Annotated in this window: 22 protein-coding genes; 17 read left to right on the top strand and 5 right to left on the bottom strand. The window is 63.3% G+C overall.

From position 1 onward, the window contains the following. Positions 1 to 69: 69 nt before the first annotated feature. Positions 70 to 498 carry a thioredoxin family protein gene (locus NHH88_23060; protein ID USX12551.1) on the bottom strand — a complete coding sequence of 143 codons (429 nt, stop codon included), beginning with the start codon at positions 496 to 498 and terminating at the stop codon, positions 70 to 72. Positions 499 to 594: 96 nt separating this feature from the next. Between NHH88_23060 and tsaB the strand changes: the two genes are divergently transcribed. The 4 genes from tsaB to NHH88_23040 are packed head-to-tail and all read left to right on the top strand — an operon-like array spanning position 595 to position 3752. Beyond that, entirely contained in the window at positions 595 to 1308 is a 714-nt protein-coding gene (gene tsaB / locus NHH88_23055; GenBank protein ID USX12550.1) for a tRNA (adenosine(37)-N6)-threonylcarbamoyltransferase complex dimerization subunit type 1 TsaB, read from the top strand. Then, a complete protein-coding gene (gene rimI / locus NHH88_23050) occupies positions 1305 to 1775 on the top strand; it encodes a ribosomal protein S18-alanine N-acetyltransferase (protein USX12549.1) in 471 nt (156 codons plus the stop codon). The genes tsaB and rimI overlap by 4 nt, the downstream gene beginning before the upstream one ends. Then, positions 1772 to 2779: a uracil-DNA glycosylase gene (locus NHH88_23045; GenBank protein USX12548.1), complete on the top strand. Its 1008-nt coding sequence runs from the start codon at positions 1772 to 1774 to the stop codon at positions 2777 to 2779. The genes rimI and NHH88_23045 overlap by 4 nt, the downstream gene beginning before the upstream one ends. Further along, positions 2772 to 3752 carry a DUF1853 family protein gene (locus NHH88_23040; protein USX12547.1) on the top strand — a complete coding sequence of 327 codons (981 nt, stop codon included), beginning with the start codon at positions 2772 to 2774 and terminating at the stop codon, positions 3750 to 3752. The genes NHH88_23045 and NHH88_23040 overlap by 8 nt, the downstream gene beginning before the upstream one ends. Before the next feature lie 138 nt (positions 3753 to 3890). Here the strand turns inward: NHH88_23040 and lplT are convergent, their stop codons facing one another. Further along, the gene (gene lplT, locus NHH88_23035; protein USX12546.1) at positions 3891 to 5153 is read right to left on the bottom strand and encodes a lysophospholipid transporter LplT; all 1263 of its coding nucleotides are present in this window, start codon (positions 5151 to 5153) and stop codon (positions 3891 to 3893) included. Positions 5154 to 5296: 143 nt separating this feature from the next. Here lplT and alr point away from each other — a divergent pair, with 143 nt between their 5' ends. The 3 genes from alr to NHH88_23020 all read left to right on the top strand — a co-directional run bounded on the left by alr (position 5297) and on the right by NHH88_23020 (position 8176). Continuing rightward, entirely contained in the window at positions 5297 to 6400 is a 1104-nt protein-coding gene (gene alr, locus NHH88_23030; GenBank protein USX12545.1) for an alanine racemase, read from the top strand. Between the two features lie 4 nt (positions 6401 to 6404). After that, positions 6405 to 7781, top strand: coding sequence for a DNA repair protein RadA (gene radA, locus NHH88_23025; GenBank protein USX12544.1), 1377 nt, complete (start codon positions 6405 to 6407; stop codon positions 7779 to 7781). A gap of 74 nt (positions 7782 to 7855) precedes the next feature. After that, positions 7856 to 8176, top strand: a complete 321-nt coding sequence (locus tag NHH88_23020) for a PilZ domain-containing protein (protein USX12543.1) — start codon at positions 7856 to 7858, stop codon at positions 8174 to 8176. On the opposite strand, the gene NHH88_23015 is transcribed toward NHH88_23020, so the two are convergent. Further along, positions 8173 to 9366, bottom strand: coding sequence for a citrate synthase family protein (locus NHH88_23015; protein ID USX12542.1), 1194 nt, complete (start codon positions 9364 to 9366; stop codon positions 8173 to 8175). The genes NHH88_23020 and NHH88_23015 overlap by 4 nt on opposite strands. A gap of 111 nt (positions 9367 to 9477) precedes the next feature. Here NHH88_23015 and NHH88_23010 point away from each other — a divergent pair, with 111 nt between their 5' ends. The 3 genes from NHH88_23010 (at position 9478) to NHH88_23000 (ending at position 13720) form a co-directional block, all read left to right on the top strand. Beyond that, positions 9478 to 10851, top strand: a complete 1374-nt coding sequence (locus NHH88_23010; protein USX17403.1) for a CoA transferase — start codon at positions 9478 to 9480, stop codon at positions 10849 to 10851. A 207-nt stretch (positions 10852 to 11058) separates the two neighbouring features. Then, positions 11059 to 12441, top strand: coding sequence for a flagellar filament capping protein FliD (gene fliD, locus NHH88_23005; protein USX12541.1), 1383 nt, complete (start codon positions 11059 to 11061; stop codon positions 12439 to 12441). A 166-nt stretch (positions 12442 to 12607) separates the two neighbouring features. Continuing rightward, positions 12608 to 13720, top strand: coding sequence for a polyamine ABC transporter substrate-binding protein (locus tag NHH88_23000; protein USX12540.1), 1113 nt, complete (start codon positions 12608 to 12610; stop codon positions 13718 to 13720). A 418-nt stretch (positions 13721 to 14138) separates the two neighbouring features. On the opposite strand, the gene sixA is transcribed toward NHH88_23000, so the two are convergent. Together sixA and ppk1 are read right to left on the bottom strand one after the other, a co-directional pair. Further along, the gene (gene sixA, locus NHH88_22995) at positions 14139 to 14606 is read right to left on the bottom strand and encodes a phosphohistidine phosphatase SixA (protein ID USX12539.1); all 468 of its coding nucleotides are present in this window, start codon (positions 14604 to 14606) and stop codon (positions 14139 to 14141) included. A gap of 71 nt (positions 14607 to 14677) precedes the next feature. After that, positions 14678 to 16777, bottom strand: coding sequence for a polyphosphate kinase 1 (ppk1, locus tag NHH88_22990; protein USX12538.1), 2100 nt, complete (start codon positions 16775 to 16777; stop codon positions 14678 to 14680). A 312-nt stretch (positions 16778 to 17089) separates the two neighbouring features. On the opposite strand from ppk1, the gene pstS reads away from it, so the two are divergent. The 7 genes from pstS (at position 17090) to phoR (ending at position 23789) form a co-directional block, all read left to right on the top strand. After that, positions 17090 to 18136, top strand: a complete 1047-nt coding sequence (gene pstS, locus NHH88_22985; GenBank protein USX12537.1) for a phosphate ABC transporter substrate-binding protein PstS — start codon at positions 17090 to 17092, stop codon at positions 18134 to 18136. A 150-nt stretch (positions 18137 to 18286) separates the two neighbouring features. Beyond that, complete coding sequence (gene pstC / locus NHH88_22980; GenBank protein ID USX12536.1) at positions 18287 to 19294, top strand: phosphate ABC transporter permease subunit PstC; 1008 nt, start codon at positions 18287 to 18289, stop codon at positions 19292 to 19294. Then, positions 19291 to 20178 (top strand): phosphate ABC transporter permease PstA, encoded by an 888-nt coding sequence (gene pstA, locus NHH88_22975; protein ID USX12535.1) that lies wholly within the window; start codon positions 19291 to 19293, stop codon positions 20176 to 20178. The genes pstC and pstA overlap by 4 nt, the downstream gene beginning before the upstream one ends. 30 nt (positions 20179 to 20208) lie before the next feature. Then, complete coding sequence (gene pstB, locus NHH88_22970) at positions 20209 to 21012, top strand: phosphate ABC transporter ATP-binding protein PstB (protein ID USX12534.1); 804 nt, start codon at positions 20209 to 20211, stop codon at positions 21010 to 21012. Between the two features lie 36 nt (positions 21013 to 21048). Next, positions 21049 to 21765 carry a phosphate signaling complex protein PhoU gene (gene phoU, locus NHH88_22965; GenBank protein USX12533.1) on the top strand — a complete coding sequence of 239 codons (717 nt, stop codon included), beginning with the start codon at positions 21049 to 21051 and terminating at the stop codon, positions 21763 to 21765. 9 nt (positions 21766 to 21774) lie between these two features. Next, complete coding sequence (locus NHH88_22960) at positions 21775 to 22464, top strand: response regulator (GenBank protein USX12532.1); 690 nt, start codon at positions 21775 to 21777, stop codon at positions 22462 to 22464. Positions 22465 to 22475: 11 nt separating this feature from the next. Then, entirely contained in the window at positions 22476 to 23789 is a 1314-nt protein-coding gene (gene phoR / locus NHH88_22955; GenBank protein USX12531.1) for a phosphate regulon sensor histidine kinase PhoR, read from the top strand. Positions 23790 to 23901: the final 112 nt, after the last annotated feature.

The following is a 23901-nucleotide window of genomic DNA, read 5'->3' as shown; positions in this document are numbered from 1 at the left end:
GTTAGAGTGTTGCGACCACCGATTGAATCCGCAGGCGGAAGCAGCCGTTCAACTTTCGCGACCAAGGCGTTACCCCAACGCATTCCGCATCAACGTCCGCAAATTACAATCATTCTGCCAACGCGCCCGCTCCTCGCTGTTGAGCGCCAGCGCCTTGAGCTCCTCGTCACTTTGTTGGGTCTGAGACAGCACCAGCCGGTGCGCCAGCCCGCCATCCGGCAGCATTGTGCCGAAGAAGGTGACCAGCTCGTGATGCTGGATTAATAGGGTAGGGAAGTTCTCCACGTCCAGGTCGCCCACCACATCCGCGTGGTCCTCGATGTCGATCCAGACGAAGAACTTGTCCGGATGGCGAGCGGCCAGTTCCTCGAACGTGGCGCGGTAGGATTCGCACGTGCCGCACCACGCCGCGCACAGGCACGCGACGATCCAGCGGTCGCCGGACAGGGCGGCGGCGACTTGCTGGCGATTGGCGGAATTTAAGGTCAAACTTTGCATAGGATCGTCGAATGACAGCGTTCTCAGCGCCCAAAGGAGACATTCTACATGCCCGCGCGGGGTCGCGCCTGCCTCCGGGCCGGGTTAAAATACGGGATGCCTATTATTCTTGCCATTGAAACCTCGTCCGAACTGGCCTCCTGCGCGCTGCTGCGGGGCGAAACCGTCATCAGCCGCGTGTCGTCCGGCGTGCGTACCCATTCCCAATCCATCTTGCCGATGATCCAAGAGCTGCTGGCCGAAGCCCGCATCGCGCTGAAGGATTGCGATGCGATCGCCTTCGGTTCCGGCCCCGGCTCGTTCACCGGTGTGCGCACCGCCTGCGGCATCGCCCAGGGGCTCGCTTTCGGCGCCAGCCTGCCGGTGGTGCCGGTCGTCACGCTCGACGCGATGGCGCTCGCTTGCCGCCAGCGCCACGGTGCCGCCGACGTGCTGGCCGTGCTGGACGCGCGCATGGGCGAGGTCTATTGGGCGCAATACCGTTTTGAGGGCGACGCGGCCAGCATCGCCGAGCCTGCCGCCGTGCTGCCGCCGACACTGTCGGCGCCCGATGGCGTGCTGCCTCAGGGCGCGCCTGTCCCTTGCGGCAACGGCTTGGCGGCATACGCCGAAGCGTTCCCGGCCGGCGGCCACGCCGAGGTGATGCCGCACGCGGAGCAAATCGCGCAGTTGGCGAGCATCGCCTTCGCCGCCGGCAAGACGGTGACGGCGGCCGAGGCGCAGCCGCTGTATCTGCGTAACAAGATCGCTTACACCCAGGCCGAGCGGCGTGACATGGCCGTCGCCAAGGCGGCGGAAGGCGTGGCATGAAGCAGCTGTGGGATCTGGCGCGCTTGAACTACGAGCCGATGCAGCAGACCGACTTGGCCGAGGTGGTGGCGCTGGAGGAGAGCGTTTATCCGCATCCCTGGAGCTTGGGCAATTTCGCAGATTCGCTGAGCAGCAACTACGAGGCGTGGGTATTGCGCGACCAGGCCGGCGTGTTGCTGGGGTACTTCCTGCTGATGGCGATTGTCGACGAGGCGCATCTGCTGAACGTGGCGGTGTCGGCCGAGCGGCAAGGGCAGGGGCTGGGACGCTTGCTGCTGAACCAGGCGGTGGCTTGTGCGCGCGGGCTGGGCATGTCGTCGGTATTGCTGGAAGTGCGGCCGTCGAACGAGCGCGCGTTGAAGATTTACGAACGCTATGGATTTAAACAGATTGGCCGGCGCAAGGGTTATTACCCTGCGGCCGACCAGCAACGCGAGGACGCCATCGTTATGCGGTTCGGAATATGAGTCAGACAGCAACCCGCAGTGCGATTTTCCTTGAGGAGATGGGCGTCGGCGCTCATTGGTCTCTGCGCGACCGTCCAACAGCCCGGGCCCCGGTCGATGCCGCCGAGCAGGCCGACGAGCGGCTAGCCGAAGCCGAGGCTGACCAGGCCGCGTTCACTCATGCGGTTATGCAGGCGGTGATGGAACGTCCGGCGGTCGAACAGCCAGTTCGCGCACAGCCAGCCATTGAACAGCCTGCGCGCGAGCAGCCAGCCCCTCCGGCGGCCCGCGCACCGATGCCCGAAGCGCCGCCGGCCAGCGCCCCGCGTGCGGCCCCGGCGACTGCAGACGCCGCGCGTACGGCCCCATCCGCGCCGGGCACCGACATGCCCAACGACGACTCGACCGCCTGGTTCGACGAGGCGCCGGTGCCAACCCGCGCCGCGCCGGTCAGCGACGAGGCGATTGCCGCGATGGACTGGGCGCAATTGCGCACCGCTGTCGCCACCTGCACCCGCTGCCAGCTGTGCGCCACGCGCCGCAACGCCGTCAATGGCCGTGGCTCGACCGAGGCCTCCTGGATCGCGCTGGCCGCCGGTCCGTCGCGCCTGGACGAAAAAGACAACCAGCCCGTCGCGGGCGAGGCCGGCCAACTGCTCGACAACATGCTCAAAGCCATCGCGCTCAAGCCCGATGCGGACGTGTACGTGACCAATCTGGTCAAATGCCGCCCGGCCGCCGAGGACGGCGCCGACCGCCCGCCGACCATCGACGAGCTGACCGCCTGCCGTCCCTACCTGCACCGCGAGCTGCAACTGACCGGCGCGTCCATGGCGATGACGTTCGGCCAGCACGCCGCCAAGGGCCTGATGATGGGGCCGGCCGCTCGCGGCAAGGTGATGCGCTACGGTGCCGCCGAGCTGCCGGTGGTGGCAACCTACCATCCAGACGACCTGCTGCGCCGCCCGGAAGACAAGGCCAAGGCCTGGGGCGACTTGTGTCTGGCGAAGGCGGCCCGTGACTAGGCAGCCGCCCACGCCGCCCGACACCGCGCCCGAGAACTATCAGGCGCGGTTCGAGCGGCGCTGGGGCCACCTGACCCGTTCCCATGTGCGCGCGCTGGCCTGGCTGCTGGACGCACCCGACTTGCTCGATCCCGCTTCGCCGCACTGGCAGGGCCGCATCGCCAGCGTGGGCGCGATGACGCAGGACACCGCCGATTGGCTGGCCGCCTTGGAGCAGGACCCGATCCCGCTGGATGCGGCGCTTGGCGCCCGGCATTACTCCCGCCTGGGCTTGTACGCGGAGAAGCTGATGGCCTTCTACTTCGCCGAGCACGGCAAGCTGGTCGCGCATGGTTTGCAGGTGCGCGCCAACCGCAACGACACCGTCGGCGAGTTCGATTTCCTGCTACGCGACGGCGACGACCTGGTTCATCTGGAATTCGCCACCAAGTTCTATCTGCTCGACGCCGACAGTGCCGGCGAGGGCTTCAACGGCTTGATCGGTCCCAACCTGGCCGATACGCTGGGCGCGAAGATGCGCAAGATTTTTGATAAGCAGCTTTCGCTGGCGCGGCATCCGGCCGCGCAGCCGCTGCTGCCGCAACCGGTGGCGCGCGCGCTGGCGCTGGTCAAAGGCTGGCTGTTCTATCCCGGCGACGAGGCCGGGCGCGGCATGGCCGGTATCTCCCAACGCCACTGCAACGGTTTCTGGATGTCGATGGCGCAGGCGCAAAGCCTGTCCGGGGAGCGTTTCATCATCATGCATCGGCTGCTGTGGCTGGCGCCGTTGAAGGCTGCCGACGGCGCGATGGATCTGAGCGAGCTGATGGCCGCGCTGGGCGAGCAAATGGCCAAGGTCAGCGCGCCGGTGATGGTGGCGGTGATGCGGGAAGAGGGCGGTTGGCTGGTTGAAGAGCGGCGCGGATTTGTCGTGCCAGACGATTGGCAAGCGCAGGCCGCGCAACGGCGCCAGGACGGTACGTTGCCAACGTAGGGCGGATTAGCGAAGCGTAATCGGCCATGCATGAGCCGCCGGCGGCTCGTAAATGGCCGATTACGGCGTTCCGCCTAATCCGCCCTACGTGTTTGCGCGTTTGCATTGTGTTCGGCGGCGCAAACGCACCGCCGATCATCAATGCTTGGCTTCGCCGATCAAACCGATCGAGTCGAATTCGCGCTGGTTGGCCTGGTGCTTGCGCATGATGATGAACATGGTACCGGCCAGGAACAGACCGAAGATCAGGATGATGATGTTCAGGTTCAGATGGCCGCGCAGCATCAGCGAGTACGCCGCCAGCATCACCAGGATCGACAGATTCTCATTGAAGTTCTGCACCGCGATCGAGTGGCCGGCGCTCATCAGCACGTGGCCGCGGTGCTGCAGCAGCGCGTTCATCGGCACCAGGAAGAAGCCGCCCAGCAAACCGACCAGTACCAGCAGCGGATACGCCAGCGCCACCGAATTGACCAAAGTCATGCCCATGACGATGACGCCCATCGCGATGCCGACCGGGATCACCGTGAGCGATTTGCGCAAGGTGATCGAGCGCGCCGAGATGACGGCGCCCGCCGCCACGCCGATGGCGACCACGCCGACCAGGCTGGTCGACTGCTCGTAGGTCAGTTTGAGCGTTCGGTTGGCCCATTCCAGCACGATGAATTGCAGGGTTTGCGCGGCGCCCCAGAACAAGGTCGTGACCGCCAGCGAGATCTGGCCCAGCTTGTCTTTCCACAGCAGGCTGTAGCAGTTGGCGAAATCGGTGACCAGCTTGATTGGGTTGCGTTCCTGGTGGCCATAGCGGCAACCGGTGTCGGGGATGCGGGTGTTGAACAGCGCCGCGATGATATAGATGCCGACCACCACGCACAGCGCCGATTGGGTCGCGGTGGTGATGCCGGTGTCGATCAGCGGCATGTCGAAGCCGAGCAGGTAGGACGAGACGCGGTCGCCGACCAGCGCACCGCCCATGACGGTGCCGAAGATGATCGACATGACGGTCAAGCCTTCTACCCAGCCGTTGGCCGCGACGAGCTTCTCGGCCGGCAGCAGTTCGGTCAGGATGCCGTATTTGGCCGGTGAATAGACGGCGGCGCCGAAACCGACGATGGCGTACGCAAGCAAAGGGTGGACGTTAGCGAAAATCAGCATGCAGCCGCCAACCTTGATCAGGTTGGAGATGAACATGACTTTGCCTTTGGGCATCGAATCGGCGAAGGCTCCGACAAATGCGGCCAACAGCACGTAAAAGAGCGTAAATGAAAGCTTCAGCAGGGGCGTGATCCACCCCGGCGAGTTCATATTGATCAGCAGGTCAATCGCAACAAAGAGCAACGCATTATCCGCCAGCGACGAAAAGAATTGCGCTGCCATGATGGTATAGAAACCACGATTCATTCTGGGATGCCTGAAAGCTTGTATTGGCTTGCTTTATACCACGCTTTGATCGGAACCCCCAAGAATTGAGCAGTGCGCCTGCACGCGCTAATGGTGGGCGCACGGTAAAATACGGCTCCACTGTTTCTGATAAAGATAGCACTATGCCAAGGCCAATCGTCGCGACCATCCACATTGCATCACTGCAGCATAATTTGGCGCGCGCCAAGGCCGGCTCGCCCGGCGCCAAGGTGTGGGGCGTGCTCAAGGCCAATGGCTACGGCCACGGCCTGGAGCGGGCGATGCGCGGCTTCGCCGACGCCGACGGCCTGGCGCTGGTAGAAGTCGACAACGCCGTACGGCTGCGCGAGATGGGCTGGAAAAAGCCGATCCTGTTACTAGAGGGTTTCTTCGGTCCCGACGATGTGAACACCATGGCCGGCTACAACCTGGAGGCGGCCGTCCATTGCAACGAGCAGCTGGCGTGGCTGGAGGCGGCCCAGGAGGCGCTGACGGCGCGCGGCATCAAGCTCAATCTGCATCTGAAAATGAACAGCGGCATGAACAGGCTCGGCTTCATGCCCGATGCGTTCGCCGCTGCCCACGCGCGGCTGGTCGCCATTTCCTGTGTCGGCAGCATCACGCTGATGACCCACTTCGCCAACGCCGACGACGCCAAGCACCTGCTGTTGCCGATCGACGAGCAGATCCGCCGCTTCGAGGCCGCCGCCGCCGGCCTGCCGGGCATGCGCAGCCTGTCGAATTCGGCCGGCGTGCTGCGCCAGGACGAGCTGGCCGATATTCTACGCAACGACTGGGTGCGTCCCGGAATCATGCTGTACGGCGGCACGCCGGGCGGCAAGTCGGCCGAGGAATACGGCCTGCTGCCGGCCATGACCCTGACGAGCGAGATCATAGGCGTGCAGAACATCGCCGCCGGCGACGTGGTCGGCTACGGCAGCCGCTTCCAGGCCGAAGGGCCGATGCGGGTGGGCGTGGTCGCCTGCGGCTATGCGGACGGCTATCCGCGCCACGCGCCGGTCGATACACCGGTGCTGGTCGACGGCGTACGCACCCGCCTGGTCGGGCGCGTGTCGATGGACCTGCTGACGGTCGACCTGACCGATCTGCCCGACGTTAAAATCGGCAGCAAGGTGACGTTGTGGGGCCAGGGCTTGCCGATCGACGAGGTCGCCAACGCGGCCGGCACCATCGGCTATGAGCTGATGTGCGCGCTGGGGCAGCGCGTGGCCGTGGTCGAGGACTGAGCCGATGGCCAAGGCTAAAACCAACTATACCTGCACCGAATGCGGTGGCACGTCCACCAAGTGGACCGGGCAATGCGCCTCGTGCCAGCAATGGAACACGATGGTGGAAACACTCATCGAGACCGGCGGCAACAACCGCTATTCGCAGCCGCAGCACATGGCGCTGGCGCAGACCGCGCCGGTGTTGTCGCTGTCCGATATCGACGCCATCGACGTGCCGCGCTTCGGCACCGGCATCGAGGAGTTCGACCGCGTGCTCGGCGGCGGGCTGGTGGCCGGCGGCGTGGTGCTGATCGGCGGCGACCCGGGCATTGGCAAGTCGACCCTGCTGCTGCAGGCGCTGGCCAATCTGTCGCATTTAAAGAAAGTGTTATATGTCAGCGGCGAGGAATCCGGCGCCCAGATCGCGCTGCGCGCCAAGCGCTTGCAGGTCGACGCCCGCGATCTGAAACTGCAGGCCGAGATTCAGCTGGAAAAAATCCTCGGTACGCTGGCGGATCTGAAGCCGGACGTGGCCGTCATCGACTCGATCCAGACCGTCTATTCCGACGCGCTGAGCTCGGCGCCCGGTTCGGTGGCGCAGGTGCGCGAATGCGCGGCCCAGCTGACCCGCGTGGCCAAGCAGACCGGCATCACCATCATCCTGGTGGGCCACGTGACGAAAGAGGGCGCGCTGGCCGGTCCGCGCGTGCTCGAGCACATCGTCGACACCGTGCTGTATTTCGAGGGCGACAACCATTCGAGCTTCCGCCTGGTGCGGGCGATCAAGAACCGCTTCGGCGCCGTCAACGAGCTGGGCGTGTTCGCTATGACCGAGAAGGGGCTCAAGGGCGTATCGAACCCGTCGGCGCTGTTCCTGTCCCAGCACGACAACCAGGTGCCAGGCTCCTGCGTGATGGTGACGCAGGAGGGAACGCGGCCGCTGCTGGTGGAGATCCAGGCGCTGGTCGACGCCAGCCACCTGCCCAACGCGCGCCGCTTGTCGGTCGGCCTGGAGCAGAACCGGCTGGCGATGCTGTTGGCGGTCTTGCATCGCCACGCCGGCATCGCCGCCTTCGACCAGGACGTGTTCATCAACGCCGTCGGCGGCGTCAAGATCACCGAGCCGGCGGCCGACCTGGCGGTGCTGCTGGCGATCAATTCCTCGATGCGCAACAAGCCGTTGCCGCGCGGTTTCGTGGTATTCGGCGAGGTTGGCCTGGCCGGCGAGATCCGCCCGGCGCCGCGCGGCCAGGAGCGCCTGCGCGAGGCGGCTAAGCTCGGTTTCTCGATGGCGATGATTCCAACCTCCAACGCGCCCAAGCAACCGATCGAGGGCATGACGATTATTGCGGTCGATCGTATCGATGATGCCTTCAATAAGCTGCGCGAAATCCAATAAGGATGTATTGTTATGTGTTGTAATCAGCAATAGTGCTTACCACGTAACATTATGTATCTAAAGGATGGAATAAATTGTTAGTCGATCAACGATCAGTCGCGCGCAAGATCGTGCGCGCCAAGGCAGTCGTGGTGATGGATGGTATGCCTCCCCAGCAGGGCCGCACCATCGACCTCTGCGCCACCGGTTTGTCGCTCACGTTCGACCACAAGCTGGCGGTCGGGCACATGGGGCAGGTGACGTTTGAGCTTTTCCTGGACGGCAAGGGGCAACTGGTCAGCAGCCGCGCCAAGGTCACGTATTGCATCTTCAGCGGCGATCATTTCAAGATCGGCTACCAGTTCGTCAATCCGGACGCGGCCACCACCAGCATCGTCAGTAAGTTCATCCGCTAAGTCGTTCGACTTGGCTCCTGCGGCAGGCCGGCCCCGACATACCGGGCGCGCGGCCTGATCGGACGGTTGGCTTGCGCTTGCTCCAACGCATGGGCGAGCCAGCCGACGCATCTTCCCAAAGCAAACAACACAAACGGCGCCTCGTCCGGCAGGCCGCACGCCGCCGCCAGCGCTGGCAGCGCGAAATCGACCGTGGGCAGCTCGCCCGCCTGCGCCTCGGCTTCGGCGGCCAGATCGGTGTAGGGTTGCAATTCCGGCAGCATCTTCAGCATGGCGCGGGCGCGCGGGTCGCCTTCCGGGTAGAGCCGGTGGCCGAACCCGGGCAGGGGCCTTCCACTCGCCAGCCATTGCGCGATGGCGTCGTGGGCGCCGGCCTGTCTGGCGAGGGCGAGCAGCCGGGCGAATTCCGCCGGGGCGCCGCCGTGCAGCGGACCGCTGAGCGTGGCGAAGCCGGCCAGCACGCCGGCCGCCAGCGAGGCGCCGGTCGAGATGGCGACGCGGGTGGCGAAGGTGGAGGCGTTGAGCTCGTGGTCGGCCATCAGCACCAACGCGCGGCGGATCAGGTCTTGCTGGGACGGGCAATGCCAGGCGTGGGCCAGGCGGGCGCTGATGCTCAAGCGGGCGGCGGCGTCCGGCAGCGGGCCGGTGATGGCTTCGGTGAGCGTGGCCAGGATGGTGGCGGCGTCGGCGTGCAGGTCATTTAATGGCCGAGCCAGCGAGGGCGGAGCGTTCCCGGCCAGGGTTGCCAGGGTGAGCAGGCCGGTGGCGAGGGCGCCGGGGTTGGCAGGTCCGTGCGCGGCTGCCGCTGCGGTCTTGACGGGCAGGGCGGCTTGTATTGTCGCTGGCGGGCATTGCCATAGTAGCGCGGCGATCTCTTCCGGTGTCGCGGAATTCGCCAATATTGCCGCGTCCTGTCCGCGATAGAGCAGCTTGCCATCGGCCGTCGTCGAGATCGACGAGGGCAGTACCGGGTCGCCCCATTGCATGGCTTGCGCCGAGACCGCGTCGACCTTGCGGCGGCCGTTGGTGCGCCTCGCCATGCGCAACACGTCGTCACGGTGGTAGAGGCTGCGGCGCGGGTCGGTGTCGTCGGCCTTGGCGCGGATTTTGCCGCGACTGACGTTGGCGTACAGTGTTTGCGGACGGACGTTCAGGATGTTCAGGGCTTCGGTGGCGGTCATCCAGACCATTTGCGCTTCCTATGTTGACGGTTCAAGTCAAGATTGACGCGTGATGCTTGCGGGTTCAAGCTGGCCAGCATATCAAGTTCTGGAGCTCTTATGTCTGTTATCTCTCGCCACATGCTGCAAGCGGTGTCGTCGGCGCTGGCGCTGCCGGACGGCGTGCAAGACGCGGTCCGCTTCGGGGGAGAAGGCGCGCTGCCATCGTATTACGCCGTCACCGATCTGGCGGCCGCGTCGGTCGGGGCGGCGGGACTGGTGCTTCGGCAGTTGATCGTTGCGCAGGGCGGCGATGCCATGCCGGTGCATGTCGACCGCAGGCTGGCGTCGCTCTGGTTCGGCTGGTCGTTGCATCCAATCGGCTGGGAGCGCCCGCCGTTGTGGGACGCGGTGGCCGGCGACTACGCCACCGCCGACGGCTGGATACGCTTGCACACCAACGCCATCCGTCACCGCGACGCGGCCCTGGCCGTCCTGGGTTGCCCGGTCGATCGCGACGCCGTGGTGCGCGCGGTCGGGGGATGGCGCGGCGCGGAGCTCGAGGCGGCGGTGGTCGGCAACGGCGGATGCGCGGCGATGATGCGCTCGGCGGCGGAATGGGCGGCGCATCCGCAGGGCGTCGCCGTCGCCGCCGAGCCGCTGATCGCGTTCGAGACGCGGCCGCTCGACGGGGGCGCCACCGGGCATGGCTGGCGCGGCGCCGCCACGCCCGGCCGGCCGCTGGCGGGATTGAAAGTGCTGGACCTCACGCGTGTGCTCGCCGGTCCGGTGGCAACCCGGTTTCTGGCCCGCTATGGCGCCGACGTGCTGCGCATCGATCCACCCGACTGGAACGAGCCGGGCGTGATCCCCGAAGTAACGCCGGGCAAACGCTGCGCGCGGCTGGACCTGCGCCAGCCGGCCGACCGTGCCGTCTTCGAGGACTTGCTGGCGCGGGCGGACGTGTTGGTGCACGGCTATCGTCCCGCCGCGCTGGAGCGGCTGGGTTATGGCGGGCAATTCCGCCGCGCGCTCAACCCGGGACTGATCGACGTCTGCCTGGACGCGTACGGCTGGACCGGTCCGCTGGCCGGCCGGCGCGGTTTCGACAGCCTGGTGCAAATGAGCTCGGGCATCGCCGAGCATGGCATGCGGATGCAGGGCGCCAACAAACCGGTGCCATTGCCGGTACAGGCGCTGGACCATTCCACTGGCTACCTGATGGCGGCCGCCGTGTTGCGGGGCTTGCTTTTCCGGTTGGCCGACAACCGCGCGATGAGTGCGCGGCTGTCGTTGGCGCGCACCGCCAAGCTGCTGACCGATTCCGTGCCCGAGGTCGGCGCGCAGCCCTTGGCCGCCGCAGGCGAGGCCGATCTGGCGCCGGGAATCGAACATACGGAGTGGGGCGCGGCCCGGCGGCTGTTACCACCGGTCGTTATTGGCGGCGCGGTGATGGTATGGGATAGTCCGGCGGCATCGCTTGGGTCGGCAGCGCCAAAATTCAGGGACGCGTAGGGCGGATTAGCGTAGCGTAATCGGCCATGCATGGGCCGCCGAAACGCATGCATGGCCGATTACAGCGTTCCGCCTAATCCGCCCTACGTGTTTTCGTGGTTTTGTGACTTCGTGGCGTGTTATTGGGAGGTAAATCCTGTTCTGTTCGGCGCATCGGTTATCCTGACCATATTGCATACTATGTAATCATCCAGGCAGGAATACATCATGGCGACCTCCATCAACTCCGCGACCAGCGCCGCCAGCACGGCGGTCTCGAGCGACATCTACAAACGCGTCGAGCAGACCATGACGGCGCAAAACGGCGCGGCGACCAAGCTCAACGCTTCGCTGGTGCGCGACCAGACCAAGCTGTCGGGCCTGGGGCAGCTGCAAAGCGTGCTGGCTGATTTCCAGACGCTCGCCGCCGGCCTGACCGGTAGCGGCTTGAGCACCAGCGCCGCCAGCTCGGCCAAAACTGTCTTGACGGCCACTTCCACCGGCGCGGCCAAGGCCGGCACCTACGCGATCGACGTCAAGCAGCTCGCGCAGGGCCAGTTTCTGACCAGCGAGGAATTCACCTCCGCCACCACCAAGATCGGCGGCGGCGCCACCACCACCGTCAAGATCGACTTCGGCACCGCCGGCGGCGCCAAGGGCTTCGGCACCAACGGCACGGCCAGCAGCAAAACCATCACCATCGATAGCACCAACAACACGCTCGAGGGCATGGCCGCCGCGTTCAAGGCGGCCGGCGTGGACGTCAAGGTGGTCAAGGGTGACGACGGCAAGTTTTCGCTGGGTATCGCCGGCGAGAGCGGCGCGGCCAACAGCATGCGCATCAGCGTCAGCGGCGACGCCGCGCTCAAGGGCCTGCTGGCGTTCGATCCCGACGGCGCGCAAAAACTGAAGCAAACCACGGCGGCGCAAAACGCCATCCTGACGGTCGATGGCAAGGAAGTCACCAGTCCGACGAACACCATGGCGAAGGACAACGGCATCGCAGGCGCCACCCTGACCTTGACCGGCACCGGCAAATCCGACGTGACGATCAAACAGGATGCAAGCCAGATCGGCGCCAACCTGAAGTCCTTCGTGGCCGCCTACAACGATCTGAACAAGAAGTTGCAGACGCTGCAGCAGGGCGCACTGAAGGGCGATACCGCCATTGGCCAGGTGGTCAGCCAGATGAGCATGCTGCTGAAGACGGGCGGCGGCAGCGTGTCGATTTCCGCGCTGGGCGCGGCCGGCGTTAGCCAGGACGCCAAGGGCAATATGGTGGTCGACGATAAGAAATTGCAGGCGGCGTTGACGGCCGATTCGTCGTCGGTGGCCAAGTTGTTCACCAATGATGGCAAGGGCATCGCCGATTTGATGTCGTCCAAGGCGTCGGCGTTCACGTCCTCGACCAGCGTGATCAGCAAGGAAGCCAAGCAAATGAACACGGAAATCGCCAGCATCAACGGCAAGCGCGCCGTGCTGACCAAGGCGCTGACGGCGCAGGCCAACGCGCTGGTGGCGCTGTACAGCGCGCAGGCCCAGACCGGCGCCGGCAGCGCGATCAACGGCGCCGGCGGCGGCACCGGCACCTTGTTCGATATGCTGGGCTGAACCCGCACACCCAAGCGGGGTCGTACCCGGCGGGTACGACCCCATGGCGCGCGCCGCTGGCTTGCCCGTGAGCCGGCGGGTGGGATTTTCTAACGAACTCCTTGCGTGGAAACGGTGGATGCCCGATCATCACGGGTTGTGAATGAATCCACTTTTCGGAGGTGCTATGGCAGGGAAGTTCGTTGGCGCGGCGCTGGTCGCCGCAGGTTTGATGGCCGCCGTGGGGCAGGTCGCCGCCCAGGCGCCTGAGGAAAAAGTCCTCAACATCTATAACTGGTCCGATTACATCGCGGAAGACACGGTTAAAAACTTCGAAAAAGAAACGGGCATCAAGGTCCGTTATGATGTTTTCGACAACAACGAGATTCTCAATTCCAAGCTGGTGGCCGGCAAGTCCGGTTACGACATCGTGGTGCCGACCGCGCCGTGGGCGCGCCTGCAGATCGAAGGCAAGCTGCTGCGCAAGCTGGACAAGTCCAAGCTGCCGAACCTGAAGAACCTCGATCCGGCGATCCAGGCCAAGCTGGCCAGCATCGACCCGGCCAACGAATATCTGGTCGACTGGCTGTGGGGCTATACCACTGTCGGCATCAACGTCAACAAGGTCAAGGCCGCGCTGGGCAACCTGCCAATGCCGGAGAACGCCTGGGACCTGCTGTTCAAGCCTGAGTATGTGTCCAAGCTGAAATCGTGCGGCGTGTCGTTCCTGGATTCGCCGTCGGAGGTGTTGCCAGCGGCGTTGATGTATCTGGGCAAACCGGCGTACTCGAAAAACGCCGGGGACTACGCCGAAGCGGGCAAGCTGCTGTCGGCGATCCGTCCGAGCGTAACGTTGTTCAGCTCGTCGGGCTATATCAACGATCTGGCCAACGGCGCGGTTTGTGTTTCGTTGGGCTGGTCTGGTGATATCAACATCGCCCGCCAGCGCGCGGTCGATGCCAAGAACGGCAATGTGATCGAGGCGCTGATACCCAAGACGCCGGCGGCGTTGATGTTCGATACGATGGCGATTCCGGCCGACGCGCCGCATCCGAACAACGCGCATTTGTGGATCAATTACATTATGCGTCCGGAAGTGCACGCCAGCCTGACCAACAAGGTGTTTTACGCCAACCCGAACGCGGCCAGTTTGAAGTTCGTGCGCAAGGATATCGCGGCGAACAAGACGATTTTCCTGTCCGAGGCCGACAAGCAGCGCATGGCAGCGCCTGAGGCGGTGCCGGCGGATATCCGCCGCGTGATCACGCGCACCTATACCAAGTTCAAAACCGGCCGGTAGTGTAAGCGGGCGATGCCAGCGGAGCGTGGCCGATTACGCTTCGCTAATCCGCCCTACGTGGTTCCGATGGCTTCGACTGTCGCTGGACCACGGAGACACGTAGGGCGGATTAGGCGGCACGCCGTAATCGGCCAAGCGCCGCCGATATATTGACCGCCACGCGTTAACGAACATCGGCGCCAATTGGCGCCGAGCGGGCTTCGTATGAAGCGGTGTGCTATTCGTGATAGCGGTCGGTCAGTTTATGTTTGCTGCCTGCGGTCTCCTGCATCAATTCGTAGACAACAAGGGCGGCCATTCCTCCGAAGATGCCCATCGTGAGCAAGGTAAAAAACATCGTATTCCCCCCTCTGGTTGATACGATTTCACTTTAGCAGATCATTGCCGCTTTGCAAGCTCGACTATGATCCCGCCGTCGCTATTTCACCACCAGATCGGCCGCCATCACCGCTTTTAGATACACGCTCATGGCATTGCCCGGATCGCGCTGCGCGAACCACCAGGCGCTGGCCTTGCGGATATCCCATTCGAGATCGTCGCCCGTCAACAACATCGAGGCGACCTGGCCCAAAGTCGGTTGATGGCCGACCACCAGCACCGAATCCTTGCCGCCGGGCCAGTTGGCCGCCTTCAGGATATCGGACGGATCGGCGCCGGGCGCCAGATCGGTATGGATTTTATATTTGCGTCCCAGCGCCTCGACCGTCTGCAAGGTGCGCACGGAAGGGCTGGTCAATATGCGGCAGCTGTCGGGCAGCTGCGAATTGAGCCATTGCCCCATGCGACGCGCCTGCTTGACGCCCTTGGCCGTCAGCGAGCGTTCCAGATCGGACATGCCGGGCGCCGCATCCTCGGCTTCCGCATGCCGCCATAAAATGAGATCCATGCTTTTCTCCTGACTATCATTAGAAAAAGATCCCAGCGGCGAACCTTCCGGCCCGCCGTGCGTTGTTGTTATTAGCCGTCGCCGAGGTTCGCCCCCGGCGTGCCCAGCGTTTCCATCAAATGCTGCTGGGCGCTAAAGCCGATCTGCTTGGCGCGCGTCTTGCGCCGCGTGTAATGCCCGTCCGCTTCCAGCTCCCATGCGTTGACATTGTCCTTCAAATACGGATTCAAGCCCTCGGCCAGCACGCGCCGCTTGAGGGTTTTGTCCAGAATCGGGAACGCCACCTCGATGCGGCGGAACAAGTTGCGGCTCATCCAGTCGGCGCTCGACAGCATCACGTCGTGCGCCAGATCGTTGCGGAAGTAATAAATGCGGCTGTGCTCCAGGAAGCGGCCGATGATCGAGCGCACGCGGATGTTTTCCGACAAGCCCGGCACGCCCGGCTTCAGGGTGCACGCGCCGCGCACGATCAGATCGATCTTGACGCCGTCCTTGGACGCCGCGTACAGCGCGCGGATCACCGATTCGTCCACCAGCGCGTTCATCTTAACAATAATACGTCCGGGGCGGCCGGCGCGCGCGATACGCGCCTCGTTGCGGATGCATTTGATGATCTCGTTTTGCAGCGCGAACGGCGCCAGCCACAAATGCGTCAGCCGGTGCGGCTTGGTGAGACTGGTCAGGTGGATGAACACCTCGTTGACCTCCTGGCTGATGCCCGGATGGCAGGTCAGCAGGCCGAAGTCGGTATAGAACTTGGTTGTCGTCGGGTGATAGTTGCCGGTGCCGAGGTGGGCGTAGAAGCGCAGCTTGCCTTCCTCGCGGCGGATCACCAGCGCCACCTTGGCGTGGGTTTTCAGGCCGACCACGCCGTACACCACCTGGGCGCCGGCCTGCTCGAGTTTATCCGCCCAGTTGATGTTGGCTTCCTCGTCGAAGCGCGCCTTCAGCTCGACGATGACGGTCACTTCCTTGCCCATGCGCGCGGCCGTGATCAGCGATTCCATCAGGTCCGAGTTCATGCCGGTGCGGTAAATGGTTTGCTTGATCGCCACCACTGACGGGTCCAGCGCCGCGCTGCGGATGAAGTCGATCACGGTCTGGAACGACTGGAACGGATGGTGCAGCAGGATATCGCCCTTGCGCAGCGCGGCGAAGATGTCGGCGCTGCCGGGTTTCTGGGCGATGCCCGGGAAGAACGGGGTGAAGCGCAGCGCCGGATTGTCGACGTGGTCCATGATCTCGGTCAGGCGCACCAGGTTGACCGGGCCGTTGACCGCGTACAGGCGGCTTTGGTGCAGGCCGAACTGGTCGAGCAGGAACTGCGACAGTTCCGGCGGGCAGTTCTTGGCCACTTCCAGCCGCACCGAGGTGCCGAACTGGCGTCCCTGCAACTCACCCTTGAGCGCCTGGCGCAGGTTCTTGACCTCGTCCTCGTCGACCCACAGGTCGCTGTCGCGGGTAACGCGGAATTGCGAATAGGCGATCACTTCGCGTCCTGCGAACAGGTCGGAGATATGCGCGTGGATGATCGAAGACAGCAGGCAGAACGACACACCGCCGCTGTCGGACAGCTCGTCCGGCAGGCGGATCACGCGCGGCAGCACACGTGGCGCCTTGACGATGGCGATCGCCGTGCCACGGCCGAAGGCGTCCTTGCCGTTCAGCGAAACGATGAAATTGAGACTTTTATTGACGACCTGGGGGAAGGGGTGGGCCGGATCGAGGCCGATCGGCGTCAGCAGCGGGCGCACCTCGGTGTCGAAATATTCCTTGACCCAGGCGCGCTGGGCTTCGTTGCGCTCGTTGTGGCGCACCAGGTGGACGCCGTTGGCGGCCAGTTCGGGCAGCACTTCCTGGTTGAGGATTTCATATTGGTGCTCGACCAGCACATGGCATTCCTCGCAGATGCGCGAGAGCGTGGCGACCAGGGCGGGGTGGTTGGCCAGCGAGCCGTCGACGCTGCCGGCGGCCAGCAGGCTGGCCACGCGCACCTCGAAAAACTCGTCCAGGTTGCTGCTGGCGATGCACAGATAACGCAGGCGTTCTAATAAAGGAATGTTCTTGTCTTCGGCTTGCGCCAGCACTCGCCGGTTGAACATCAGTTGCGACAGTTCCCGGTCCAGAAAAGCAGAGTTCTTATTTACTTCAGCATGCAAGTCAGGCTTCATGTCATATCACTTTGCAGATGGTGTAATTCTAGCCTGTATCGACAGAATAATGATTGCAACAGTGTAAATACAAAATATGACAACTCTGTGACATGACATGTCATAAATGACGTGGGGGCTTGTCACAATTGTGACAAGAGGGCGTAACATGAGGCGGTCTGTTTGTGACATTTTAGCCGTTCTCATAGGGGAAACGCCGCGTAAAACATGGACACATGGTTATTTTAGAGATTTTTTTGGCATGTCATAAACCTGTCATATTGCCCCGGTAGACTGCGCAGCATCCTAACCTGTCATAACAAAGGACTTGAAATGCGAATCAAACAATTGATCTCTTCCCTGGTAGTGGGCGTGTCTGCCGTGATGGCATTCTCGTCGGCCGCCACCGCCGCCGATATGACCGGCGCCGGCGCCACCTTCCCGTACCCGATCTACGCCAAGTGGGCCGAGCAGTACAAAGCCGCCACCGGCAACGGCCTGAACTATCAGTCCGTCGGTTCGGGCGCTGGCATCAAGCAGATCAAAGCCAAGACCGTCGACTTCGGCGCGTCGGACATGCCACTGAAGGCGGAAGACCTGGACGCGGAAGGCCTGATGCAGTTCCCTGCCATCATGGGCGGCGTGGTCACCATCGTCAACCTCGACGGCATCACCCCTGGCCAGCTGAAAATGACCGGCCAGATCGTCGGCGACATCTACCTGGGCAAGATCACCAAGTGGAACGCGCCGGAAATCGCCGCCGTCAACCCAGGCGTCAAACTGCCAGCGGAAGACATCACCGTGGTGCACCGCGCCGACGGTTCGGGCACCTCGTTCCTGTTCACCGACTTCCTGTCGAAAACCAACCCAGAGTTCAAGACCAAAGTCGGCTCGGGCACCGCAGTGAAGTGGGTGGTTGGTGTCGGTGGCAAGGGTAACGAAGGCGTCGCCGCCAACGTTCAGCGTATCAAGGGTTCGATCGGCTACGTCGAGTGGGCTTACGCTAAGAAAAACAAAATGTCGCACACCCAGCTGAAAAACAAGGACGGCAATTTCCTGCAGCCTGACGACGAGTTCTTCAAAGCCGCCGCCGCCAACGCCGAGTGGACCAAGACCCCGGGCTTCGGCGTCGTGCTGACCGACCAGGCTGGTAAAAACTCGTGGCCGATCACCGGCGTGTCGTTCATCCTGATGCACAAAGTGCAGGCTGACGCGGCCAAAGGCAAGGAAGTCGTCAAGTTCTTCGACTGGGCCTTCAAATCGGGCGGCAACGCTGCCGTCGAACTGGACTACGTTCCACTGCCAGCTTCGGTTGTCAAACTGGTGCAGGATTCCTGGAAAGCCAACCTGAAAGACGCTTCGGGCAAGGCCATCTACTAATCCTGACTCCCTTCGCCGCCCGGCAGTTCAAGGCGGCGAGGGGGTTAGCCTGCTGCGCCCAACCGGACGCCGCAGGCTAGCCTACATCAACGAGATAACAATATGAGCGCTGATATCACTTCCACGCCACTTCCAAAACCGGAGCAGTCGATGCATACCAGCACAGCCCAGTCGAACCAGGCGACCGCTGCCGAGCAAGCTGCCACGCAAGCGATGCACCGCACCATGCGCAACCAGCGCATCCAGGATTTCTTCTTCCATAAAGTGACGATGACGTTCGCGCTGTCCGTGCTGGCGGTGCTGCTTGGCATCATCATCTCGCTGATGATCGGCGCCTGGCCGGCCTTCAAGGAGTTCGGCCCGGCCTTCATCACCACCGTCGAATGGGACCCGGTCAACGATAAATATGGCGCCCTGATCGCCATCGTCGGCACCCTGGCCACGTCCGGCATCGCGCTGCTGATCGCCTTCCCGGTCAGCTTCGGCATCGCCTTGTTCCTCACCGAAATCTGCCCGGCCTCGCTGCGCCGTCCGCTCGGCACCGCCGTCGAACTGCTGGCCGGCGTGCCGTCGATCATCTACGGCATGTGGGGCCTGTTCGTGTTTGCGCCGCTGTTCGGCGACCACGTGCAGCCATTGCTTAAAGCCGTTCTGGGACCGCTGCCGATCATCGGACCGTTCTTCAGCGGCCCGACCATGGGCATCGGCATCCTGACCGCCGCGCTGATCCTGGCTGTGATGATCATTCCGTTCATCTCGTCGGTGATGCGCGACGTGTTCGAGATCGTGCCGGCCGTGCTGAAGGAATCGGCATACGGCCTGGGCTGCACCCGCTGGGAAGTGGTGCGCAAGATCGTGCTGCCTTACACCAAGACCGGCGTCGTCGGCGGCGTCATGCTCGGCCTGGGCCGCGCGCTCGGCGAGACGATGGCCGTTACCTTCGTGATCGGTAACGCCAATAAGCTGTCGTTCTCCTTGTTCGCTGCCGGTAACTCGATCGCCTCGACCTTGGCCAACGAATTCGCCGAGTCGGACACCGTGCTGCATACGTCGTCGCTGTTCGCACTGGCACTGATCCTGTTTGTTATCACGTTTATCGTTCTGTCCGCCGCCAAACTGATGTTGGCCGGCATGTCCCGCAAGGAAGGCATCAAATGAACCAAGCCGTCATCAACCCTGCGCACGCCGTTGCGCCGGTCAACAAGGTCTACCGCAAGCGCCTGCTGAAGCACCGCATCGGCATCGCGCTGTCGGTGTTCGCCATGACCATCGGCCTGGCCGTGCTGTCGTGGATCCTGATCACCCTGATCATCAAGGGCTTCGGCGCGCTGAGCGTGAACATGTTCACCGAAACCACGCCGGCCCCGGGCAGCGAGGGCGGCGGTCTGGCCAACGCCATCTTCGGCAGCTTCATGATCGTCGGCCTGTCGACGTTGCTGAGCACGCCGATCGGCATCCTGGCCGGCATCTACCTGGCCGAGTACGGCGAAGAGAACAAGATCGCCGCCATCACCCGCTTCGTCACCGACATCATGCTGTCGGCGCCATCGATCGTGATCGGCATGTTCGTCTGGGCCATGTACGTCGCCACCACCAAGCATTATTCCGGTTACGCCGGCTCGATCGCGCTGGCGCTGATCGCCATCCCGGTCGTGGTGCGCACCACCGACAACATGCTGCGCCTGGTGCCGAACAGCCTGCTCGAAGCGGCCTTCGCCCTTGGCGCGCCACGCTGGAAGGTGGCGACCCTGGTGCGCCTGCGCGCCGTCAAGGCCGGCGTCATCACCGGCGTGTTGCTGGCTGTTGCCCGCATCTCCGGCGAAACCGCGCCGCTGCTGTTCACCGCGTTGAACAACCAGTTCTTCAGCAAGGACATGAATGGCCCGATGGCCAACCTCCCGGTCGTGATCTACGGCTTCGCGATGAGCCCTTACGACAACTGGCGTGACCTGGCCTGGGGCGGCGCGCTGCTGGTGACCTTCAGTGTGTTGGCGCTGAATATCATCTCGCGCACCCTGTTCAGCCAAAAAATCCCGAACTAATCTCGTCGACCACTAGAAAAGCGATCGAAAATGAATACGCAACTGAGCCCAGAAAATACCGCCGTCATGACCGGCAACAAGCGCAAGACCATCGAAATCAGCGGCCTGAATTTCTTTTACGGTAAGACCCAGAGCCTGACCAACGTCAACCTGGACATCCACGAGCGCCAGGTGACGGCCTTCATCGGCCCGTCCGGCTGCGGCAAGTCGACCCTGCTGCGCACCTTGAACCGCATGTACGACCTGTACCCTGGCCAGCGCGCCGAAGGTTCGATCATGTATCGCGGCCGTAACATCCTCGAAGAAGGCCAGGACGTCAACATGCTGCGCGCCAAGGTCGGCATGGTGTTCCAGAAGCCGACCCCGTTCCCGATGTCGATCTACGACAACATCGCCTTCGGCGTGCGCCTGTATGAAGACCTGTCGAAAGGCGAGATGGACGAGCGCGTCGAATGGGCGCTGAAAAAAGCCGCGCTGTGGGGCGAGGTCAAGGACAAGCTGACCAAGAGCGGCCTGTCGCTGTCGGGCGGCCAGCAACAGCGCCTGTGCATCGCGCGCGGCGTCGCCGTGAAACCGGACGTGCTGCTGCTGGACGAGCCGACCTCGGCGCTGGACCCGATCTCGACCTCGAAAGTGGAAGAACTGATCAGCGAACTGAAGCAGGATTACACGATCGCCATCGTCACCCACAACATGCAGCAGGCCGCGCGTTGCTCGGACTACACCGCCTATATGTACCTGGGCGAGCTGGTCGAGTTCGGCGAAACCGATCAGATCTTCATGAATCCGGCCCGCAAGGAAACCCAGGATTACATCACCGGCCGCTTCGGCTGATCGCACTTATAATATCAACCGGATACGGAGAAGAACATGATCGGTGAGCACTCATCCAAACAGTACGACAATGAATTAGAAGCCATCCGCTCCAAGGTGTTGCTGATGGGCGGCATCGTCGAGACGCAGTTCCTCGACGCCATGACCTGCTTCCGCATCGGCAACCCCGAGCGCGCCGACCGTGTGATGCGCGAGGACGACACCGTCAACCAGCTGGAAGTGTCGCTGGACGACGCCTGCAGCCACCTGATCGTGCGCCGCCAGCCGGCCGCCAACGATCTGCGCACCATCATGGCGACGATCAAGGTCATCACCGACCTCGAGCGCATCGGCGACGAAGCGACCAAGATCGCCCGCGTCGCCAAGGCCCTGCATGCGCGCGGCGCGGTCACCGTCAACCACTATGAAATGGTGCGCGGCATCGCCAACAACACCAGCGACATGCTGCACGACGCGCTCGACGCGTTCGCCCGCAACGACGGCGCGCAAGCCTTGCAGCTGATCGCCCAGGACGCCGTGATCGACCACGAGTTCCGCTCGATCATGCGCAACCTGATCACGTTCATGATGGAAGACCCGCGCACCATCTCGGCCGCGCTGGACACGCTGTGGGTCGCCAAGGCGATCGAGCGCATCGGCGATCACGCCAAGAACATCGCCGAATACGTCATCTACGTCGTTGAAGGCAAGGATATCCGTCACACCAAAACCGTGCAGCCGATCCCCGACGACGTCCCGGCGCAAAGCGAGTAAAACAAGAAAATGGCATCTGATAAAACCACAGTACTGATCGTTGAAGATGAACCGGCGATTGTCGAACTGGTGACGTTCTCGCTGCGCGAGGCTGGCTGGAACTGCTGCGCGGTGCAAAGCGTGGGCGAGGCCTGGGATTTCATCCAGACCCGCACGCCGCAATTGATTTTGCTCGACTGGATGCTGCCGGACCAAACCGGCCTGCGCCTGCTGGCGCGCATCCGCTCCGACCGCCAGTTCAACGAGATCCCGGTGATCATGTTGACGGCCAAGAGCATGGAAGAGGACAAGCTGGCCGGCCTGAACAGCGGCGCCGACGACTACGTCACCAAGCCGTTCTCGCCGCGCGAGTTGCTGGCGCGCGCGAAAGCACTGTTGCGCCGCAAGAGCCCGGAGCACGCGCAAGCCACGATGCGCGCCGCCAACGTCATGCTCGATCCGGTCAGCTGCACCGTCTCCATGGACGAGCAGAAGATCGACATCGGCCACGCCGAGTACAAGTTGCTCAAGTTCCTGCTGGCGCATCCGGAGCGCGTGTTCTCGCGCAGCCAGCTGCTCGACAAGGTCTGGGGCGATCACGTCGTCATCGAGGAACGCACCGTCGACGTGCATGTTCTACGCCTGCGCAAGGCCTTGAAGGAAGCTGAACATTTGATTAAGACCGTTCGTAGTGTAGGCTACATGCTTTCGGAAAAATAAGTCTTAAAAACATGAATCCAAAACTGGTGTTCTGGGTGCCGGCAGCATTGCGCACCGCTCTTATTCTGGCGGTATGCGCCTTGCTGGGCTGGATGTTCGGATGGATGACCGGTCTGGTGGTCGCCCTGGTGGCGATGCTGGTGATGGTGTTCGTGCAGCTGTCCTACCTGTACCAGTTGAGCAACTGGATGGACGATCCGCAAAGCGCCAAGCTGCCCGACGGCTGGGGCGCCTGGACCAACATCTTCTCGCGCCTGTACCGCATGCGCCGCGACGACGAGAAGAACCAGGCCGAGCTGACCGAATGGCTGGCGCGCTTCCGCCAAGCCATGCACCTGCTGCCGGACGGCGTGGTCATCATGGACGACGTGCTGTTCCTTGAGTGGTGCAATCCGGCCGCCGAAAAACACCTGGGCCTGACGCACGAGCGCGACAAGGGCATGCGCGTGACCAACCTGGTGCGCAATCCCGACTTCATGGATTACATCATCCTCGGCCGCTACGAGCAGCCGCTGACGATCAGCTTCCGCGAGCGCAAGCTGATCGTGCACATCATTCCGTTCGAGAACCGCCGCCAGATCCTGGTCACGCACGACGCCACCGAGACCGAGCGGATCGAAGAGATGCGCCGCGACTTCATCGCCAACGCCTCGCACGAGCTGCGCACGCCGCTGACGGTGATCGTCGGCTTCCTGGAGATCGCCGCGTCCGAAGGGTTGGACGTGGCCACGCGCTCGGCGCACTTGAAGCTGATGACGGAGCAGGGCCACCGCATGCAGCACCTGATCGAGGACATGCTGACCTTGTCGCGGCTGGAATCGGTGGACTACCCGATGCGGCCGGAGCAGATCGACGTGCGCAAGCTGATGGAGCAGGTGCTGCGCGACGCGCGCGCCCTGTCGGCCGGCAAGCACGAGATCACGATGGAGTTCGATGGCCCGGACATCATGGGCAGCTACGAGGAATTGCACAGCGCCTTCGGCAACCTGGCGTCGAACGCCGTGCGCTACACGCCGGCCGGCGGCAAGATCAATCTGGTCTGGCGCGAGTTCGACAGCGGCGTCAAGTTCAAGGTCGAGGATACGGGCATCGGCATCAGCCCGGAGCATATCTCGCGGCTGACGGAGCGCTTCTACCGGGTCGACAAGAGCCGCTCGCGCGAGACCCAGGGCACAGGGCTGGGCCTGGCGATCGTCAAGCACGTGTTGCTGCGCCACGGCAGCACCTTGCAGATCAAATCGGAAGCGGGCAAGGGCAGCAGCTTTATTGTGTGCCTGCCGAAAACCGCCATCGTCCAGCGCCAGCCGGAGTTGATGCTCAACTAATCACCACGGAGACACGTAGGGCGGATTAGGCGGAACGCCGTAATCGGCCATGCATGCGCCACGTCGGCTCATGAATGGCCGATTACGCTGCGCTAATCCGCCCTACGTGTCT

The organism is Oxalobacteraceae bacterium OTU3CAMAD1 (assembly GCA_024123915.1).
GTDB lineage: Bacteria > Pseudomonadota > Gammaproteobacteria > Burkholderiales > Burkholderiaceae_D > Rugamonas.
The sequence above is the reverse complement of the archived record's forward strand: the minus strand, read 5'-3'. Positions and strand labels throughout refer to the sequence as shown.

Excerpts from the sequence above, each read along its gene's own strand:
- NHH88_23060 (USX12551.1), bottom strand. The coding sequence starts at position 498 with ATGCAAAGTTTGACCTTAAATTCCGCCAATCGCCAGCAAGTCGCCGCC.
- tsaB (USX12550.1), top strand. The coding sequence starts at position 595 with ATGCCTATTATTCTTGCCATTGAAACCTCGTCCGAACTGGCCTCCTGC.
- rimI (USX12549.1), top strand. The coding sequence starts at position 1,305 with ATGAAGCAGCTGTGGGATCTGGCGCGCTTGAACTACGAGCCGATGCAG.
- NHH88_23045 (USX12548.1), top strand. The coding sequence starts at position 1,772 with ATGAGTCAGACAGCAACCCGCAGTGCGATTTTCCTTGAGGAGATGGGC.
- lplT (USX12546.1), bottom strand. The coding sequence starts at position 5,153 with ATGAATCGTGGTTTCTATACCATCATGGCAGCGCAATTCTTTTCGTCG.
- alr (USX12545.1), top strand. The coding sequence starts at position 5,297 with ATGCCAAGGCCAATCGTCGCGACCATCCACATTGCATCACTGCAGCAT.
- radA (USX12544.1), top strand. The coding sequence starts at position 6,405 with ATGGCCAAGGCTAAAACCAACTATACCTGCACCGAATGCGGTGGCACG.
- NHH88_23015 (USX12542.1), bottom strand. The coding sequence starts at position 9,366 with ATGGTCTGGATGACCGCCACCGAAGCCCTGAACATCCTGAACGTCCGT.
- NHH88_23010 (USX17403.1), top strand. The coding sequence starts at position 9,478 with ATGCTGCAAGCGGTGTCGTCGGCGCTGGCGCTGCCGGACGGCGTGCAA.
- fliD (USX12541.1), top strand. The coding sequence starts at position 11,059 with ATGGCGACCTCCATCAACTCCGCGACCAGCGCCGCCAGCACGGCGGTC.
- NHH88_23000 (USX12540.1), top strand. The coding sequence starts at position 12,608 with ATGGCAGGGAAGTTCGTTGGCGCGGCGCTGGTCGCCGCAGGTTTGATG.
- sixA (USX12539.1), bottom strand. The coding sequence starts at position 14,606 with ATGGATCTCATTTTATGGCGGCATGCGGAAGCCGAGGATGCGGCGCCC.
- ppk1 (USX12538.1), bottom strand. The coding sequence starts at position 16,777 with ATGAAGCCTGACTTGCATGCTGAAGTAAATAAGAACTCTGCTTTTCTG.
- pstS (USX12537.1), top strand. The coding sequence starts at position 17,090 with ATGCGAATCAAACAATTGATCTCTTCCCTGGTAGTGGGCGTGTCTGCC.
- pstC (USX12536.1), top strand. The coding sequence starts at position 18,287 with ATGCATACCAGCACAGCCCAGTCGAACCAGGCGACCGCTGCCGAGCAA.
- pstA (USX12535.1), top strand. The coding sequence starts at position 19,291 with ATGAACCAAGCCGTCATCAACCCTGCGCACGCCGTTGCGCCGGTCAAC.
- pstB (USX12534.1), top strand. The coding sequence starts at position 20,209 with ATGAATACGCAACTGAGCCCAGAAAATACCGCCGTCATGACCGGCAAC.
- phoU (USX12533.1), top strand. The coding sequence starts at position 21,049 with ATGATCGGTGAGCACTCATCCAAACAGTACGACAATGAATTAGAAGCC.
- NHH88_22960 (USX12532.1), top strand. The coding sequence starts at position 21,775 with ATGGCATCTGATAAAACCACAGTACTGATCGTTGAAGATGAACCGGCG.
- phoR (USX12531.1), top strand. The coding sequence starts at position 22,476 with ATGAATCCAAAACTGGTGTTCTGGGTGCCGGCAGCATTGCGCACCGCT.